This is a genomic window from Pantoea sp. BR_17 (assembly GCF_041955125.1).
Lineage (GTDB): Bacteria > Pseudomonadota > Gammaproteobacteria > Enterobacterales > Enterobacteriaceae > Pantoea > Pantoea stewartii.
This window is the reverse complement of the sequence record NZ_JAVAXT010000001.1, coordinates 623,328-639,552: the sequence shown is the minus strand read 5'-3', so window position 1 is coordinate 639,552 and position 16,225 is coordinate 623,328. Positions and strand designations below refer to the sequence as shown.

The following is a 16,225-nucleotide window of genomic DNA, read 5'->3' as shown; positions in this document are numbered from 1 at the left end:
AGATTATGTTTACCGGTATTGTGCAGGGCACCGCAGAAATCGTGTCCATTGAAGATAAAGGTTTATTCCGTACTCATGTTGTCCGGCTTCCCGCTGAACTGGTGCCAGGCCTGGCACTTGGCGCATCCGTGGCCCATAACGGCTGTTGCCTGACCGTTACCGAGATTAACGGTGATTTGGTGAGTTTTGACCTGATCAAAGAAACCTTACGCGTGACCAATCTGGGCGACTTGCGCCAGGGCGACGTGGTGAATATTGAACGCGCGGCCAAATTCAGTGATGAGATTGGCGGACACCTGATGTCGGGCCATATCATGACCACGGCAGAAATTTGCAAAATTATCCGCTCTGAAAACAATCGCGAAGTGTGGTTCAGGATTCAGGATCCTCTGCAGATGAAATACATCCTGCACAAAGGATTTGTCGGCATTGATGGCATCAGTCTGACCGTGGGTGATGTGACAAAAACGAAGTTCTGCGTCCATTTGATTCCTGAAACGCTGGAGCGCACCACCCTGGGAGCCAAAACCTTTGGCGATCGGGTCAACATTGAAATCGATCCCCATACACAGGCCATTGTGGATACGGTAGAGCGCGTGCTGGCGCAGCGTGAAGCCGCTGCCGTGAAGGCACTTGCGGAGCAGGCCGATCAGCCGGAAGCCGATCACGAATAAGGCCCGCCTGGCAACAATCTTGTTGTCATCCGCATGCGGGTATTGCAAAAAAAGCAGCCCTGTTATCAGGGCTGCTTTTTTATCGGGAAACCGCTGACGCGCCGTCGCGTTTCGTCGCCCCGGCATCTCAACCAACCGACCTGAGCCGGTTCGGGCAATGCGCGGCGCTAAACCGCAGCGCGTCCTGTTACCGTGCTACGCGCAATCCTCCCTCTATGCCTCGGCTAAACACCACCTGCCATAGCTGGATCTCGCGGGCGCGAAACGCACCCGCGCAGGCATTCAGATAGTACGTGAACATGCGGCGGAAGCGTTCGTCATAGCGCCCGGCAAGCTGCGGCCAGGCATGTAAAAAGCGTTCGTGCCAGGCCATCAATGTCGTGTCATAGTCCGCGCCAAAATTATGCCAGTCTTCCATAATAAAATGGGGTTCGCTGACGTCGGCGATATGGCGCAAAGAGGGCAGGCAGCCGTTCGGAAAGATATATTTGCCAATCCAGGGATCGACATGCATATCCGTTTTGATCGCGCCTATTGTGTGAAGCAGGAAAATCCCGTCAGGCTTCAGGTTGCGATCGACCGTAGCAAAATAGGTGGGGTAATTTTTAGGCCCGACATGTTCAAACATGCCCACGGACACAATGCGATCAAACTGCTGATCGAGATCGCGGTAGTCCTGCAACAGGATTTGGACATCCAGCCCCTCACAGCGCTGTTGAGCCAGTTTTTGTTGCTCTGCCGAGATGGTTACGCCCTGAACGCTCACGCCATAATTTCTGGCGGCAAAGGCCGCCAGGCCGCCCCAGCCGCAGCCGATATCCAGCAGGCGCATTCCCGGTTTGAGTTGCAGCTTGCGGCAAATCATATCGAGTTTGGCTTCCTGCGCCGCCTCAAGCGTGGTGGCGTCTTTCCAGTACGCGCAGGAATACTGCATGTAAGGATCCAGCATCAGGCTGAAGAGATCGTTGCCTAAATCGTAGTGGGCTTTACCCACCTGCCAGGCCCGCTTTTTGGATTGCAGGTTCACCAGACGCGCCAGCGCAATACGCAGGATGTCCTGAATATGATGCGGCAGTTGCTCGTCGAGTTTATGCTTCAGCGCCCGATGAAAAAACATATCCAGCCGCTCGCATTCCCACCAGCCATCCATATAACTCTCGCCCAGGCCCAGGGATCCTTTCTGCAGAACGCGTTTGAAAAAATCGGGGTGTTTAACCTGAATATCCCAGGGCCGCGAACCGTTAATTTCAATATCGGCTTTTTGCAGTAACTCCTGAACGATGCGATACCAATGGTTACGTTCGATGCCTACTTCTTCTACACATGATGAACTCATAGCCACTCCATCACCAGAACCGTCAGAACCTGAGAAAAAGCAGGAGCTGTTTCTCAGGATTATGAGAAAAGTCACAGATGACGCCTTGCGCCAGACAACAAAAAGGGTACAGAGAAGAGAAAACGTCGGTATCCATGCAGCGTTGCTCACACAGATGCCGTCACAGCCTGAAGGCTGTGTGAAACATTTTTATTATGATGACAGTGCGAGTGGGTCTGGCAGAGGAGGCACACTGGCAGACCCTGATTCAGTCAGTGAAAACGGGTAACACGCAAATCGTTGCCTCAGTGATTATCCTGGCAGGGATGTGCAGATGAGGCAATATCAGTTTGTGCGCCGGCGCGGCGCTGTAGCTGATAGCCCATCCATGCCAGACCAATCGTCACCATCATAATTAGCGTGGTCGTAAACAGAGCCTGGATCAAGCCTGCGGACACCGCAAGGCTGGCGGCAAAACAGAGTCCGAGCTGAAGCGTGTTCTGCAATGCCGCCGCTTTCCCGGTGGCATTTGGGAAGGGCAGCAGCGCACTGGACACCACAATCGGATAAATCGCGCCATTTGCCAGCGCCATGCCGCAGAACGGCACCAGTAACGCCGTGAGTGACGGGCTTCCCGAAAGCGCGACGGCAAACAGCGCCCCGACACTCAGGCTATAGACGCCGAGCAACCACGGCAGCAGTGTTGCGCCAGAAAACCGGTTGAGCAGCGCACGGCAGCCAAACCCGCCGATTAAAAAGGCGATGGTTTGGGGAATATAACTGAGCCCGATATCCGCAGGAGACAGACCAATATCAGCCAGAATAAACGGCGAACCCGTCAGCCATGCAAAAAAACTGGCCGAGCAGGCGGAATACATCAGTACGTTACCGCTGTAGGCACGTGCGCGCAGCAGCGTCAGAAACCCAGGCTGCGGAGCAGGGGAACGTTGCTTTTTTTGCGGCGAAGGCAGGCGCAGCGTGACCAGGATGAGCGCCACAGCAATTCCCGTCAGCACCGCAAAAATGGCGCGCCAGTGAAAATGGCCGATCAGCCAGGCGCCCAGTAACGGTGCCAGGGCGGGAGACAGCGCGACGAGCGGCATAATGGTAGCAAAGACTTTATTGGCCTGTGACTGAGGATAGCGATCGACGACCAGCGCCTGCCAGCTGACGGCCGCCGCGCACACGCCGATAGCCTGCACAAAACGCAGTACCAGCATCAGGATCACATTATCTACCCACAACATACCCGCACAGCCCAGAGCAAACAGGGCGAGGCCTGCCAGCAGCACCGGCTTACGCCCCAACCGATCAGATAAGGGGCCCCAGACCAGTTGACCACAGGCAAAACCGGCCAGAAACAGACTCATGCTGGCGCTGATCATCCCGGCTGACGTGCTAAAACTTTGCTGCATAGCGCCGAAGGCGGGCAGGTACATATCGGTTGCCAGAAAGCCCAGCATACTGAGCACGGCAAGATAGGGAATAAAGCCTTTTGAAGCGGACATCGGGTTCTCATCAGTTGCAGAATAAACGCGGGGCAGTGTAAAAGCTGTACTTCACGCTGTGAAACGGTAAAATTTGCCTGTTGCTGTTAAAAATTTTGAAGGCAAATTATGTGGTCTGAATATGCGCTGGAAGTGGTGGATGCGGTCGCACGCGGTGGCAGCTTTAGCGCGGCCGCCCAGGAACTGCACCGTGTGCCTTCTGCCATCAGCTATACCGTTCGCCAGCTGGAAACCTGGCTGGCTGTGCCGCTGTTTGAACGCCAGCACCGGGAGGTGATTCTCACGCCGGCGGGCGAGCATTTCGTGCGGGAAGGGCGCAGCGTTATCAAAAAAATGGATGCCACACGACGTCAGTGTCAACAGCTCGCCAACGGCTGGCGCGGTCAGATTGGTATCGCCGTCGACTGCATCGTCAAACCGCAGCGAACCCGGCAGTTTGTCAGGGATTTTTACCGCCATTTTCCCGACATGGAGTTGCACATCAGCTATGAGGTCTTTAACGGCGTCTGGGATGCGCTGGCAGACGGGCGAGTGGATGTGGCGATAGGTGCGACACAGGCGATTCCGGTGGGGGGGCGTTTCGCCTTTCGCGATATGGGCACCCTGAACTGGCGTTGCGTGGTGGCGCGTCAGCACCCTCTGACGCAGGTTGCTACGCTGGATGATGAGGCGTTGCGCAACTGGCCTTCTCTGGTGCTGGAAGATACGTCGCGCGCGTTACCGCGTCGTATGACCTGGGCGCTGGATAACCAACGCCGGCTGGTGGTCCCGGACTGGCAAACCGGTCTGGACTGTGTGCGCGCCGGTTTGTGTGTCGCGATGATACCGGGCCATTTAGCGCGGCCCTTACTGGACAGCGGCGAGATGGCAGAGCTGAACTTACCGCAGGCGTTTCCGGAAAGTCCCTGCTGCGTCAGCTGGGCGGAAGATCGCGCATCACCGGCGCTGGGGTGGTTACTCCAGTACCTGGGCGATGCGCAAACGCTAAATCAGGAGTGGTTGAGCGAGGATTAACGGCGGTAATCGCGATAAGGGCCATAGCCCACCGAGCGTCGCTCAATAAGCGTCGGGTGGACTTCAATTGTCTGCGACTCTTCCCGCTTACTGGTGATGCGATCTAACAACATCTCCAGCGCCTTCTCACCCAACTGGGCTTTAGGTTGATGCACTGTGGTCAGTGCCGGAGTGAAATAGCGCGCATTGCGCACATTGTCGTAACCAATGACGGAGATATCCTGCGGCACGCGCAGGCCCATTTCGTCGGCCGCGCAGATTGCGCCCATCGCCATGATGTCGCCCCCACAGAATACGGCGCTTGGGCGCTGCTTCTGTGACAGAATCTGCTGCATGGCCTGATAGCCAGATTCGGGTTCAAAGTCACCCTGCACAATCCATTCGGCACGTGGCTGAATACCCGCTTCTTCCAGCGCCTTGAGGAAACCGGCATGGCGACCGCCTCCCGTGTTACGCTCCATCTGGCCGGGAATGGCACCAATATCGCGATGACCACGCTCAATCAAATAACGTCCCGCCAGATAACCGCCCTGGAAAGCATTGTCCAGTACGGTATCGGTAAAGTCGGCACGGGATTCGCCCCAGTCCATCACCACCATCGGAATATTGCGGTTCGCTTCCAGCATTTGCAGCAGATCATCCGGATACTCTGAACACATCACCAGAAGCCCGTCAACGCGCTTTTGCGCCATCATCGACAGATAGGCGCGCTGTTTTTGCAGGTCATTATGTGCGTTGCCCAGAATCAGGGTATAGCCTTTATCGAAGCAGTGATTCTCAATGGCCTCGATAATTTCAGCAAAGTAGGGCGCTTCACTGGACGTGGCGAGCAGGCCCAGCGTTTTGGTGTGATTCACCTTCAGGCTACGCGCGACTGCGCTGGGAGAATAATGCAGTTCCCGAATCGCTTCCCACACCGCTTCGCAGGTATTTTCTGCGACAAAGCGCGTTTTATTGATGACGTGTGAGACGGTCGTGGTGGACACGCCCGCACGCTTCGCCACATCTTTAATTGTTGCCATGTAAATCGAACTCCCGGGCCTATCTAAATTATTGATAAGCATATTGTTAAACGTTTGCGTCAGCGGACGGTTATTTCTGCGAAAAACATCGCTTTTCTGTCCGGTATTGAGTCATCAGGGCAGGAAATAACGTCTGAAAAGGGCGCGGACGCAACCGATATTGCGCGCTGTTGCGCAACAAAGGGGGGATTCTAACAAGGCTGTGCGGATAAAACGAGATTTTTACCCACGCGTATGTGAAAATGCTTTCACCTTACAAACGTCAGGGTTAAAGGAGAGGGGATGAGTACCGATTTAAAACTGTCATTAATGACGACGGCAGCCGCACTGTTAATGATCATCGCGTTTAGCTTCACCGCTATTCTGCACTAGCCGCATTCGTTTGCAGCGACGCTATACTGGCTGACTGGCTGACTGGCTGACTGGCTGACTGGCTGACTGGCTGACTGGCTGACTGGCTGACTGGCTGCGCGTCCAGCCTTGCAGGTGATACGTCCTGTCTGTCAGACCGTATCACCGGCAGGGGCGGCATTTTCGCCCGGAACATCCGGCTGCACAATCGGGGTGAGGTGGGCAATAAAAAAGCCGGGAAGTTGCCTTTCCCGGCTTTTTTGTATGAAGGACGTTTAGCGAACGGTCTTTGGCGTCATAACGCGACGCGCACCAATATAATGGCGCTGCCAGTAATCTTCGCTCAACGCACTGATTTGAATATCTTTACCGGTACGCGGTGACTGAATGAATTTACCGTTGCCCAGGTAAACCCCGACATGATCTGCGGTTCCACGCCCGTTGATGCGGAAGAAAACCAGATCGCCTTTTTCAAGGGATTCGCGGTTGACCGGTGCGGCATCCCGCAGATGGTACATTTCGTTAGCGGTACGGGGGATCTTAAACTTCACGACGTCTTTGTAGGCGTACCATACGAGGCCACTGCAATCAAAACCCGTATGGGGCGATTTGCCTCCCCACTGATAACGCTTGCCAAGTTGCCCCATCAGTTTTGCCATCGCCGTTTCACGCGCTTTCTGGTAACGCTGGCGATGCGCTTTACTCATTTTAATGGTGCCGGTTTCGGTATTGTCTGCCGTTAACGCCTTCGCAGCACGTTGATGACCATACCGTTTTTTGCTGGCGGCATTAACGGCGACTTTTTTGCTCAGCGTCTTGTGCGAGGCAGTCGTTTTAGCGAGCGTTTTGTGCGTGGTGGTGTGGGAGGTCGTTTTGCTGGTTTTCGTGGTCTTACTGACTTTCTGAACAGCGGAGGTGCGACTTTTTTTAGATGAGGCTTTAACCGCGCGTCGTTTGCGCCGATCATCCTCGCGCGCACTTTTTTTCTCTACCTTATGCAAGCTGGCCTTAACCGTCGCATGCGGGGAGGCAGCAGCGATGTTAAAGAAGAGTTGCGCAAAAGCCAGAATAAGAAGCGTAATGATTGAACGCATAGTCCGTTTACTGGTTAAGCTGTCAGATCAAACAGGTCTCTGACAAAGTTAAGAAAAATCTGATCACCGATCAGCGCCGAAGTCATTCTAGTCCAGTTTTTTTTAAAAGAGTAAGTCCTTTTTTTATTAATTGATGGAATGGATAAAAATCAGGCATAAATCAGGAATTTCAGTCTCTTATAACGGCAAATTCATTGCAAATTATGAATACATTCATAGTCTTTGTCACAGTTTCCTGCGAATGCCTGACCAGCTTACTTAGCAAACATGGCGATTTAACGTCGGACGAGCCAAAATCTCGTTTTCAGTCCTGGCGTGAAGTCGCTACAATAAAGAAACACGAAGTGACGAATTAAGGAAGGCAATAATGAGTACTGTAGAAAAAATTCAGCGCCAGATCGCAGAAAACCCGATCCTGCTGTACATGAAAGGTTCGCCGAAACTGCCAAGCTGCGGTTTCTCTGCGCAGGCGGTCCAGGCGTTGTCTGCCTGTGGTGAGCGCTTTGCTTACGTGGATATTCTGCAGAACCCGGATATTCGCGCAGAGCTGCCAAAATACGCCAACTGGCCCACGTTCCCGCAGTTATGGGTTGATGGCGAACTGGTCGGTGGCTGCGACATTATTGTTGAAATGTTCCAGCGCGGCGAGTTGCAGCCGTTAATCAAAGAAACCGCTGAGAAGTTTAAAGAAGCGGAATAACTGAAAAAGGCCGACCTCGTCGGCCTTTTTTATGCGCGTTACTCGGTTGTTTCTCCACCCGTCGCCGACCCTTCCGTTACAGCTAACGGCCAGCCTCCCAGCCGTTTCCAGCGGTTAACCAGCTCGCAAAATAAGGTCGCCGTTTGCTGTGTATCATAGAGCGCGGAGTGCGCCTGACTGCTGTCGAACGCCATTCCTGCGGCTTTGCAGGCTTTCGCCAGCACGGTCTGGCCCAGCACCAGTCCGCTCAGCGCGGCCGTGTCGAAGGTCGCAAAGGGATGAAAGGGATTGCGTTTCAGGCCCGCACGTTCCGCCGCCGCATTCATAAAGTTCAGATCAAACGTGGCGTTGTGAGCGACCATGATGGCGCGGTTGCATCCGGTCTCTTTGATGCCTTTTCGCACCATTTTAAAAATGGCATGCAGGGCCTCATATTCGCTGACTGCGCCGCGCAAAGGATTCGTGGGATCGATGCCCGTAAACGCCAGCGCTTCAGGGTGCAGGAGCGAACCGACAAAGGGTTCCACATGAAAATGCAGCGTCTCGTCGTGATGAAGCCAACCCTCATCATCCATTTTCAGGGTGATGGCAGCGACTTCCAGCAGCGCATCGGTTTGCGCATTAAAGCCCGCCGTTTCAACATCGATCACGACAGGATAAAAACCACGAAAGCGTTGATTGAGTGCGTTGGGGGAAGACGATTCAGACATCAGGATCTCATTGCAGAAAAAGGGCAGCGCGTAGTATGCCAAAAAAGCGCACTCTCTGCAGCAGATGTGGGCGAGGGAAGTAAGAATCAGCCTGCAGGAGGCAGGCTGATGGGCGGTAACGGTTAGTTACCGAGGCCGTGACCGGCATGTTTGTTTTCGATCAGCTCGATCTTATAACCGTCAGGATCTTCAACGAAGGCGATGATGGTGGAGCCGCCTTTCACCGGGCCCGCTTCACGGGTCACGTTGCCGCCGTCGTTACGGATACGTTCACAGGTCGCCGCGACATCATCAACGCCCAGCGCAATGTGGCCATAAGCATTCCCCAGGTCGTAGCTGTCTACGCCCCAGTTATAGGTCAGTTCAATCACCGCGCCTTCGCTCTCTTCGGTGTAGCCGACGAACGCAAGCGTATATTTATATTCAGCATTTTCGCTTTGACGCAGCAGACGCATGCCCAGCACACGGGTGTAAAAATCGATTGAGCGTTGTAAATCGCCAACGCGCAGCATGGTATGAAGTAAACGCATAGTTTCCTCTTTAAAAAAACGTCATCCCCGGATGACATAAATACGCAGTATAGCGACGATCATCGCCAAACAATAACCGCAGCCGTAACACCTTCTCACGGCTGCCTGCTGTTTTACAGCGCAGGATAATCAGTATAGCCCTCTGCGCCACCGCCGTAGAACGATTCGGGACGTTGTGGGTTAAGCGGAGCATCTTTTTGTAAACGCTGCGCCAGATCCGGGTTGGCGATGTAGTCACGACCAAACGCAACGGCATCGATGAGGCCACGGCTGATCAGGTCATCGGCTTTTTCGACCGTGTAGGCGCCGGCACCAATGATGACGCCCGGGAAGGTATCCCGCACTTTCTGGCGGAACGCATCGCTGTAAGGCGTGCCGCCTGCCCAGTCCGGTTCGGACATGTGCAGATAAGCGATGTTGCGTTTTGCCAGCTCAGCGATAAACCACAGCGCATCTTCTTCTTCGTTCGGACCGTTATCCAGGTTCTGGAAACTGCCAACAGGCGACACGCGAATACCTACGCGGTCTGCGGACCAGTTAGCAATGGCGGCATCGACGACCTCCAGCGCAAAACGGCCACGGTTTTCCACGCTGCCGCCGTAGGCATCGGTACGATGGTTAGACGACGGCGACAGGAACTGATGCATCAGATAACCATGAGCAGAGTGCAGTTCCAGCAGGTCGAAATCAGCTTCACGCGCATTGGCGGCTGCCTGACCAAAATCCGCCACAATCTGCTGGATTTCACTGACGCTCAGCTCGCGCGGCATCGAGGTATCTTCGCGATACACGCTACCGTCTTCAGCACGCAATGAGGTGCGGGTGCCTGCCGGAATGGCGGACGGTGCAACCGGTGCCTTACCTTCAGGCTGAACGCTGTTATGTGAAATGCGGCCGGTGTGCCAAAGCTGGACTGCGCTGTGGCCGCCTGCCTGATGAATGCCTTCATTGATGACTTTCCACGCGGCAATTTGTTCCTGCGTGTGCAGGCCTGGCGCGCCCGCATAACCTTTCGCCTGGAAGGAGACCTGAGTCGCTTCAGTGATAATTAACCCCGCACCCGCACGTTGGCGATAGTATTCGGCCATCAACGGCGTCGGGATATCGCCGGGTTCGATGCTACGTAAACGTGTCAGTGGGGCCATAAAGACACGATGAGGAACGGTAATTGCGCCCACTTTTAACGGACGAAACAACTGAGTACTCGCCATAACAACTCCTTTCAAGTAGACCGGTCGTCTACAAATGGTGGTTTTTTTAAACCAGCGGTTTTGTTAGCCACTGTTCGATGGTAATTAAGGCCAGCCGCATAGGCTGTGCATTACGGGATAGCTTGCTCTGTAAACTCGCACCCAGCCAGAGAACATACAGCAGTTCAGCCAGTTGCTCCGGAGGCGAGGGCAGAGATAAATCCTCTTCGTGCTGTGCCTGCGTCAGCGCCTTAACATAGGCGGCGATAACGTAGCTGGCTCCCTGCTGCAAGGCTATGCGCATAGGCTCTGACAGGTCGCAGACTTCGGCTGATAATTTTACGCTCAGGCAGCCCACAATATTGCCCTGCCGTTCAAACAGATCGAGCGCATGGCGAAAATGGGCCAGTAATCGCTCACCCGCCGATCCCGCAGGCTGGAAGAGCTGCTGCTCAAGGTTCTGCAGGTAACGGACAAAGTACCGCTCAAGCAACGCCACGCCAAAGGCTTCTTTAGAGGGAAAATAGTAATAAAACGATCCCTTAGGGATCTGCGCCTGATCCAGTAGCTGGCTCAGGCCCATGCCGGTAAAGCCCCGTTGCAGGCAAAGCGATTCGCCTGTCGTCAGCAGGTGTTCCCGGGTTTCATTACGTTGCGGCATCTTATTCATGGGGGTCATCCTGGTAGACCAATCGGTCTAATGCAAACTTTTATCGCGCGCCAGGCACGCAGTGTTAAATTGAAAGCGATTTAGAGTGAATAAATTGTTCAAGTTATGATTATTTCTTGCACAAATGTCGGGCTCTGGCTTCAATAGACGTATCACCGTTTCAGTAGAGGCCGTTGTGGCAGAGCAGCTTGAGTTTTTTCCGGTACCCAGTCCATGCCGGCGTATTTGCGAAACCGATTCACGTGGCTACTGCAAAGGCTGCCTGCGTAGCCGTGAGGAACGTTTTAACTGGCTGCAATACAGCGACAGTCAAAAGCGTGAGGTGCTCCGCCTCTGCCACCAGCGCCGTTTGCGCCTGTTACGTCAGCAGCACAAAGAAGAACCGCAGGAACCGCAACAACCCACCTTATTCTGACCGCATGGTGATTTCCGTTATACTCCCTGACACACATCCAGCCTCAAGGCCACAGGGAGAACACTATGTTACAACCGCAAGCCATCGCGCCACAGGGCCCCGACTTTTCACCGCTGATTATGGGCTATTGGCGTTTGATGGAATGGGGCATGACACCACAGCAGCTGGTGGGGTTTATTGAGCACCATCTTTCACTGGGCATTTCGACGGTCGATCATGCCGACATTTATGGTGATTACCGCTGTGAGGCCGCATTTGGTGAGGCGCTCAGACAGGCCCCGGGATTACGTGATCGGCTGCAGATCGTCACCAAGTGCGGTATCGCGACCCGCGCAAAACCTGAACACCAGATTGGCCATTACATTACGGAAAAAGCGCATATTGTGGCCAGTGCCGAACGCTCGCTGGGACATTTCAATACCGATCGCCTTGATCTGCTGTTGATTCATCGCCCCGACCCGCTCATGGCGGCCGATGAGGTTGCCGAAGCCTTTCTGCACCTGCATCAGGCAGGCAAAGTGTTGCATTTTGGCGTGTCCAATTTTACCCCCTCGCAGTTTGCCCTGCTGCAGTCTCGTTTGCCGTTTAGCCTCGTGACCAACCAGCTTGAGATCTCACCCGTTCAGCAACATGTTCTGCTTGATGGATCGCTGGATCACTGCCAGCAGCAGCGTTTGCGCCCAATGGCCTGGTCGTGCCTGGGGGGCGGACGTCTGTTCAGCGATCCGCATTTTCAGCCGCTGCGCGACGAGCTGGAAGCCATTCGTCAGGAGATCGGGGCATCAAGCCTTGAGCAGGTCGTCTATGCCTGGGTGATGCGTCTGCCGAGTAAACCCTTGCCCATCATCGGGTCAGGCAAAACCCATCGCATTACAGAAGCGGCAGGGGCGGCCGGGCTGACGCTCAGTCGGCAGCAGTGGTTCCGCATCCGCAAAGCCGCACTGGGCTATGACGTGCCCTGAGCGTAAACATTCGTCAATTTGCGGCAATCTTTGCGCTACGGGGCCAGGCTTAAGCTGAACCCCAGAGCAAAAAGGAGCCACAATGAAAGTGAACGCAATTGCGATAGCGACGCTGTTAGCCTGCGGTGCCGCGCAGGCGGCCAGCGAACAGGTGACAATTCATGCCGTTTCGGCGCAGGGAATCGGCAATGCCATCGGCACGGTAAATATTGAAGAGACGCAATACGGTTTGCAACTGACGCCCATGCTGGAAGGACTGAAGCCGGGCATTCACGGTTTTCATGTCCATGCGAAAGGCAGTTGTGAACCCGGCGAATCGGAAGGAAAAAGGGTGGCCGCGGGGGCGGCAGGGGGGCATCTTGATCCGGCGAACACCGGCAAGCACCTGGGGCCCTATGCTGAGGGCCATTTAGGCGACCTGCCTGCGCTCTATGTCGATGCGCAGGGTAAAGCCACCTATCCGGTGCTGGCACCGCGCATTAAAACGCTGAGCGAGGTGAAAGGCAAAGCGTTGATGGTGCATGTGGGCGGGGATAACCATGCGGATCACCCACAACCTTTGGGCGGTGGCGGGGCACGGTTTGCCTGCGGTGTTATCTGACGCTGTGTGTCGCTGATGGCGGCAGATTTTGCCGCCATCACGGCTTTTCGCTTGTTGACAATTTGTTGTAGCATCATCGTCTTATTCCCCCCTATGATACTGATTCCCGTTATAAAGCCTGACAAACTGAGGAGCAGTGCAAATGAAATGGAAGGGCGCCTGGCTACTGTGTCTGTTGCTGGCAGGATGCGATAAACCCAATGATACGCAACTGATCACAGAAACAGGACGTGAACTGCAGCGCACCATTGATACCAGTTCAGCACGCCTTCGCTGCGAAGAGATTGCGAAGGGCCGTGAACGGCTCAGTCGGGATGTGCGGCAAAAGCTTGAAGCGCAGCATTGCCAGAATGTTCTGCGCAGCGCCACGGAAACCAATTTCACGGATACCACCATTTACCGGCACAACACGACAATGATTTGTGGTGGCATCCTGGGCAAAAGTTTTACGGGGTCGATGATTTACCGGCGTTTTATCTATTCACCCGACGAAAAAGCCCTGGTGATTGAGCCTGTTTCCGAAGCCGATAAAACCCGGTTCGAAGGGCAAAAAACCGTTCAGCAACTTCAGGATGATTTTAACCGGCAGCACCAGCAGTATTGCCAGTAATCAGTCGGGAATCGCCTGTTTCAGCTGCGCCAGTGAACAGCGCAACCGCCACAGCAGGCCGGCCAGGGTGCCGGCGTCGGCACTGTTGACACTAAGCGCCTCTTCTGTGAGGCCCTGAAGCGCGTCCAGCGCGGTGTCCAGGTGGCGATGCTGCACACCGTGTAAGCTCATAATATTCTGCAGATTGTGCAATGCTTCGCTCCGGTACTGGTTCAGTATCGGGGTGTCTGTTTGCCAGACACGCAGTTGCCAGACGAGATGGGAACAGTTAAGCAGAACGACGCCCCAACGCAGTAGCCAGACGCGCGCCGTTTCATCTTTACTGTTACTGAGTTGACCAATTTTATGATAAATCAGCGACTCAAAACGGTTCTGATCCCGGTGTGGATGCTGACGAAGCTGATCCAGAAACGCCAGCCTCAACGCCTGGATATGGCGACGGCTGCGGCGTGAATCGGAGCTGGGCCGCAGGATCTGGAAAGCCAGCCAGGCCAGCAGCACACCGCAGACTTTCGCTATGTTATCGTTCACGAACCCCTGATAATCCCAGTCGGGCGGATTGGTGACGGCCAGAAACGACCCCAGAAAAACAATAAACTGGCCCCACATCGCCGCCCGCTGTTTCTGCTGTACCCGGAACAGTTGTAGCGTCAGCAGCAGCGGAAACAGGATGGCCAGCAGTTGCCACAGCTGATTAAACTGCACCATCACACCAAATTTAAACAGCACGCTAAAAGCAAACAGCCAGAGCAACGTTTTCAGTAACAGCGTAATGCTGCCTGTGGGCGAAGGGGCCGAGGCGTAAAGGACACAGGCAATCGCCGTAAACGTCAGGGCCGAGGCACCCGAGGTCCATTGTGTCGCGATCCAGAATGCGCAGCCTGCCACGATGATGCTGAATGTTCGTAGCGCACTCCAGCCGGCTTCGGCGCTGTCACTTTCGCTGGCCAGCGCAGACACTGCGGGCGGCTGAAAGCGGGTATCGGCATCAGCCTGTTCCAGCTGCCTTATCCAGCGCAACACATTGAGGTACATCCAGCAGAAGTAGCGCAGCCGCTGACAAAACGCCCGTTGCCGGTAATCACCATCGCTGGCAGGGGTGATGCTGCGTAACAAGGCTGCCAGCCGGTACTTATCACAGTCCGGTTTTGCCAGCTCCTGCGTAATGCGTGTTAAGGCCAGATACAGCGCTTCCGGCGCGTCTGGCCAGTTCAGCAGCATGCGCCGCAGGCTGGACAGGACGCTGGTCAGACGAAGCTGCTGATGCAGGATATAGTTCAGGACGTTATTTTGGCGACGAAAGCGGTAATGGCTCCAGAATGCCTGGATACGCAATAAATTCATGGTCAGGATCTGGCCAATCACCGCTTCGTGAGCGTGACGGATCTCGTCGTTCCGGGTGTCCTGCAAGAGCAGCGTGGCGTGATCCAGCAGACGCGTGTGCATCTGCTTCAGGGCGGTGATCAGGGCTTCACCGTCTGACGTACTGGGCAGGATCATCATCATTAAACCCGCACAGAGCAGCCCGGAAATCACCTCACAGACGCGCGCCTGGGCAATGTCCCACAGGCCACTGATATCGGTCAGATTGACACAGCTGAAGGCAATGATCGCCGCAGTGTACCCGGCCAGCGAAAACCCATAGGCGACATTATTTTGATAGTGGTTGGCCACCCAGGTACACAGCGCCAGCCAGCCTGCGATAAAAAAGGCAAACAGCCAGGGTTCATTAAGCGTATGGCCCGCAATCAGCAAGGCGGCCGTTGCCCCCAGCAGGCTTCCAACAATACGTCCCAGACTCTTACTGATCACACCGCCGATTGTCGGGAAGCTTACCACCGCAGCGGAGGTCATGGCCCAGTAGGGTTCGTTAAGATCCAGTCCATAGGCAATGCTCAGGGCCAGGCACATGGCAGCCGCGTTACGCAGAGCATAACGCCACTGATTGCTGTCCGCTTTCAGCCAGGGCAGGTTTTGCCAGGCCAGTCCGTTGAGGTTCATGGCTGTATCGTAATCGTGCAGGTCGTACCGGCGATTAACAGAGCGTTATCCGGGAGAGCAGCGAGACGAATGCGTACAGGAACACGTTGAGCAAGGCGCACCCAGGGCACGTTCGGTTTGATATCGGGCAGCAGCCCACTGTCGGCGTCCAGACTCTGATCGTAAATCGCGCGCCCTATGCTCTCAACCTGACCGGATAACTGCCGGCCCGTACTGTAGAGCGTCACCTGAGCGGCCGCACCCGGACGAATATGGCGCAATTTGGTCTCTTCAAAGTAGCCCACGACATAAAAAGCGTGACTGTCCACCAGCGCAAAAAGCGGAGTGCCAGCCGTGGCGAAATTGCCGGGACGTAGTGTCAGATTGCTGACCCAACCGTCCGTGGGGGCGTTCACGGTGGTTTGCTGTAAATTCCATGCGGCCTGTTCACGCGCGGCCTGCGCGGCCTTGACATTGGCCTGCGCCGCCGCTGCATTCAGTCGGGCGACATCCAGATCTTCGCCCGAGATGGTATTGCGCGGCAGTTTACTGCGCCGGTTGAATTCATTTTGGGCTTTCGCCATATCGGCCTGCGCCTGGCTCAGCTGTGCGTCGGCTTTATGCAGAGCGATTTGCCAGGGCACAGGATCCAGCGTCAGTAACCGATCCCCTTTATGTACAAACTGATTATCGACCACGTTCAGTGCCGTGATCCGTCCCGAAATTTGCGGGGTGATCGTGACCAGCTCGGCACGTACTTTGCCGTCGCGCGTCCACGGTGACTGCATGTAGTAGTTCCAGGCCCACCAAGCGCTGAGAAGCGCCAGCGTGAAAACAATCAACGTAGAAAAGTACTTTAATCCTGAAAGGTTCATCTTT

The 16,225-nt window shown here is 54.9% G+C and carries 18 protein-coding genes; 8 read left to right on the top strand and 10 right to left on the bottom strand.

Annotated elements, in window-relative coordinates; genetic code table 11:
* Positions 1–5 precede the first annotated feature (5 nt).
* Positions 6–674, top strand: a complete 669-nt coding sequence (locus RAC60_RS02915; RefSeq protein ID WP_033741155.1) for a riboflavin synthase — start codon at positions 6–8, stop codon at positions 672–674.
* A 187-nt stretch (positions 675–861) separates the two neighbouring features.
* Here RAC60_RS02915 and cfa read toward each other — a convergent pair whose 3' ends face one another.
* Both cfa and punC read right to left on the bottom strand, forming a co-directional pair.
* Positions 862–2,010, bottom strand: a complete 1,149-nt coding sequence (cfa, locus tag RAC60_RS02910) for a cyclopropane fatty acyl phospholipid synthase (RefSeq protein ID WP_033741158.1) — start codon at positions 2,008–2,010, stop codon at positions 862–864.
* 284 nt (positions 2,011–2,294) lie between these two features.
* Complete coding sequence (punC, locus tag RAC60_RS02905) at positions 2,295–3,497, bottom strand: purine nucleoside transporter PunC (protein ID WP_277281973.1); 1,203 nt, start codon at positions 3,495–3,497, stop codon at positions 2,295–2,297.
* Positions 3,498–3,605: 108 nt separating this feature from the next.
* Between punC and punR the strand changes: the two genes are divergently transcribed.
* On the top strand, positions 3,606–4,511 hold the full coding sequence (gene punR, locus RAC60_RS02900; protein WP_110267577.1) for a DNA-binding transcriptional activator PunR: 906 nt from the start codon (positions 3,606–3,608) through the stop codon (positions 4,509–4,511).
* Here punR and purR read toward each other — a convergent pair.
* The gene (gene purR, locus RAC60_RS02895; protein WP_006118983.1) at positions 4,508–5,533 is read right to left on the bottom strand and encodes an HTH-type transcriptional repressor PurR; all 1,026 of its coding nucleotides are present in this window, start codon (positions 5,531–5,533) and stop codon (positions 4,508–4,510) included. The two genes, punR and purR, sit on opposite strands and share 4 nt — an antisense overlap.
* 282 nt (positions 5,534–5,815) lie before the next feature.
* Between purR and RAC60_RS02890 the strand changes: the two genes are divergently transcribed.
* The gene (locus tag RAC60_RS02890; protein ID WP_100208612.1) at positions 5,816–5,905 is read left to right on the top strand and encodes a YnhF family membrane protein; all 90 of its coding nucleotides are present in this window, start codon (positions 5,816–5,818) and stop codon (positions 5,903–5,905) included.
* 254 nt (positions 5,906–6,159) lie between these two features.
* On the opposite strand, the gene RAC60_RS02885 is transcribed toward RAC60_RS02890, so the two are convergent.
* A complete protein-coding gene (locus tag RAC60_RS02885) occupies positions 6,160–6,978 on the bottom strand; it encodes a C40 family peptidase (protein ID WP_375092568.1) in 819 nt (272 codons plus the stop codon).
* A gap of 364 nt (positions 6,979–7,342) precedes the next feature.
* Here RAC60_RS02885 and RAC60_RS02880 point away from each other — a divergent pair, with 364 nt between their 5' ends.
* Positions 7,343–7,678 carry a Grx4 family monothiol glutaredoxin gene (locus RAC60_RS02880; protein ID WP_170317969.1) on the top strand — a complete coding sequence of 112 codons (336 nt, stop codon included), beginning with the start codon at positions 7,343–7,345 and terminating at the stop codon, positions 7,676–7,678.
* Positions 7,679–7,716: 38 nt separating this feature from the next.
* Here RAC60_RS02880 and rnt read toward each other — a convergent pair whose 3' ends face one another.
* From rnt to RAC60_RS02860, 4 genes are all read right to left on the bottom strand, one after another.
* A complete protein-coding gene (rnt, locus tag RAC60_RS02875; protein WP_375092566.1) occupies positions 7,717–8,388 on the bottom strand; it encodes a ribonuclease T in 672 nt (223 codons plus the stop codon).
* 122 nt (positions 8,389–8,510) lie between these two features.
* Positions 8,511–8,918 (bottom strand): lactoylglutathione lyase, encoded by a 408-nt coding sequence (gene gloA / locus RAC60_RS02870; protein WP_033741163.1) that lies wholly within the window; start codon positions 8,916–8,918, stop codon positions 8,511–8,513.
* Between the two features lie 113 nt (positions 8,919–9,031).
* Positions 9,032–10,129 (bottom strand): alkene reductase, encoded by a 1,098-nt coding sequence (locus RAC60_RS02865; RefSeq protein ID WP_039340582.1) that lies wholly within the window; start codon positions 10,127–10,129, stop codon positions 9,032–9,034.
* Between the two features lie 46 nt (positions 10,130–10,175).
* Complete coding sequence (locus tag RAC60_RS02860; RefSeq protein WP_375092564.1) at positions 10,176–10,778, bottom strand: TetR/AcrR family transcriptional regulator; 603 nt, start codon at positions 10,776–10,778, stop codon at positions 10,176–10,178.
* Positions 10,779–10,902: 124 nt separating this feature from the next.
* On the opposite strand from RAC60_RS02860, the gene RAC60_RS02855 reads away from it, so the two are divergent.
* The 4 genes from RAC60_RS02855 to RAC60_RS02840 all read left to right on the top strand — a co-directional run bounded on the left by RAC60_RS02855 (position 10,903) and on the right by RAC60_RS02840 (position 13,366).
* A complete protein-coding gene (locus RAC60_RS02855; RefSeq protein WP_375092562.1) occupies positions 10,903–11,193 on the top strand; it encodes a DUF1289 domain-containing protein in 291 nt (96 codons plus the stop codon).
* Positions 11,194–11,258: 65 nt separating this feature from the next.
* Entirely contained in the window at positions 11,259–12,155 is an 897-nt protein-coding gene (locus RAC60_RS02850; protein ID WP_033741168.1) for an aldo/keto reductase family oxidoreductase, read from the top strand.
* An 82-nt stretch (positions 12,156–12,237) separates the two neighbouring features.
* Complete coding sequence (gene sodC, locus RAC60_RS02845; protein WP_054633889.1) at positions 12,238–12,756, top strand: superoxide dismutase family protein; 519 nt, start codon at positions 12,238–12,240, stop codon at positions 12,754–12,756.
* Positions 12,757–12,898: 142 nt separating this feature from the next.
* Positions 12,899–13,366 (top strand): hypothetical protein, encoded by a 468-nt coding sequence (locus RAC60_RS02840; RefSeq protein WP_039340576.1) that lies wholly within the window; start codon positions 12,899–12,901, stop codon positions 13,364–13,366.
* Here RAC60_RS02840 and RAC60_RS02835 read toward each other — a convergent pair whose 3' ends face one another.
* Positions 13,367–15,367 carry an FUSC family protein gene (locus tag RAC60_RS02835; protein WP_375092559.1) on the bottom strand — a complete coding sequence of 667 codons (2,001 nt, stop codon included), beginning with the start codon at positions 15,365–15,367 and terminating at the stop codon, positions 13,367–13,369.
* Positions 15,364–16,221 carry an HlyD family secretion protein gene (locus RAC60_RS02830; protein ID WP_203232187.1) on the bottom strand — a complete coding sequence of 286 codons (858 nt, stop codon included), beginning with the start codon at positions 16,219–16,221 and terminating at the stop codon, positions 15,364–15,366. The genes RAC60_RS02835 and RAC60_RS02830 overlap by 4 nt, the downstream gene beginning before the upstream one ends.
* Positions 16,222–16,225 lie beyond the last annotated feature (4 nt).

Bases quoted from the DNA above. Each gene is read 5' to 3' on its own strand.
- RAC60_RS02830 (WP_203232187.1), bottom strand. From the start codon at position 16,221: ATGAACCTTTCAGGATTAAAGTACTTTTCTACGTTGATTGTTTTCACG.
- RAC60_RS02840 (WP_039340576.1), top strand. From the start codon at position 12,899: ATGAAATGGAAGGGCGCCTGGCTACTGTGTCTGTTGCTGGCAGGATGC.
- RAC60_RS02865 (WP_039340582.1), bottom strand. From the start codon at position 10,129: ATGGCGAGTACTCAGTTGTTTCGTCCGTTAAAAGTGGGCGCAATTACC.
- RAC60_RS02885 (WP_375092568.1), bottom strand. From the start codon at position 6,978: ATGCGTTCAATCATTACGCTTCTTATTCTGGCTTTTGCGCAACTCTTC.
- RAC60_RS02855 (WP_375092562.1), top strand. From the start codon at position 10,903: ATGTCGGGCTCTGGCTTCAATAGACGTATCACCGTTTCAGTAGAGGCC.
- RAC60_RS02860 (WP_375092564.1), bottom strand. From the start codon at position 10,778: ATGAATAAGATGCCGCAACGTAATGAAACCCGGGAACACCTGCTGACG.
- gloA (WP_033741163.1), bottom strand. From the start codon at position 8,918: ATGCGTTTACTTCATACCATGCTGCGCGTTGGCGATTTACAACGCTCA.
- punC (WP_277281973.1), bottom strand. From the start codon at position 3,497: ATGTCCGCTTCAAAAGGCTTTATTCCCTATCTTGCCGTGCTCAGTATG.
- RAC60_RS02890 (WP_100208612.1), top strand. From the start codon at position 5,816: ATGAGTACCGATTTAAAACTGTCATTAATGACGACGGCAGCCGCACTG.
- RAC60_RS02835 (WP_375092559.1), bottom strand. From the start codon at position 15,367: ATGAACCTCAACGGACTGGCCTGGCAAAACCTGCCCTGGCTGAAAGCG.
- punR (WP_110267577.1), top strand. From the start codon at position 3,606: ATGTGGTCTGAATATGCGCTGGAAGTGGTGGATGCGGTCGCACGCGGT.
- rnt (WP_375092566.1), bottom strand. From the start codon at position 8,388: ATGTCTGAATCGTCTTCCCCCAACGCACTCAATCAACGCTTTCGTGGT.
- purR (WP_006118983.1), bottom strand. From the start codon at position 5,533: ATGGCAACAATTAAAGATGTGGCGAAGCGTGCGGGCGTGTCCACCACG.
- RAC60_RS02915 (WP_033741155.1), top strand. From the start codon at position 6: ATGTTTACCGGTATTGTGCAGGGCACCGCAGAAATCGTGTCCATTGAA.
- cfa (WP_033741158.1), bottom strand. From the start codon at position 2,010: ATGAGTTCATCATGTGTAGAAGAAGTAGGCATCGAACGTAACCATTGG.
- RAC60_RS02850 (WP_033741168.1), top strand. From the start codon at position 11,259: ATGTTACAACCGCAAGCCATCGCGCCACAGGGCCCCGACTTTTCACCG.
- sodC (WP_054633889.1), top strand. From the start codon at position 12,238: ATGAAAGTGAACGCAATTGCGATAGCGACGCTGTTAGCCTGCGGTGCC.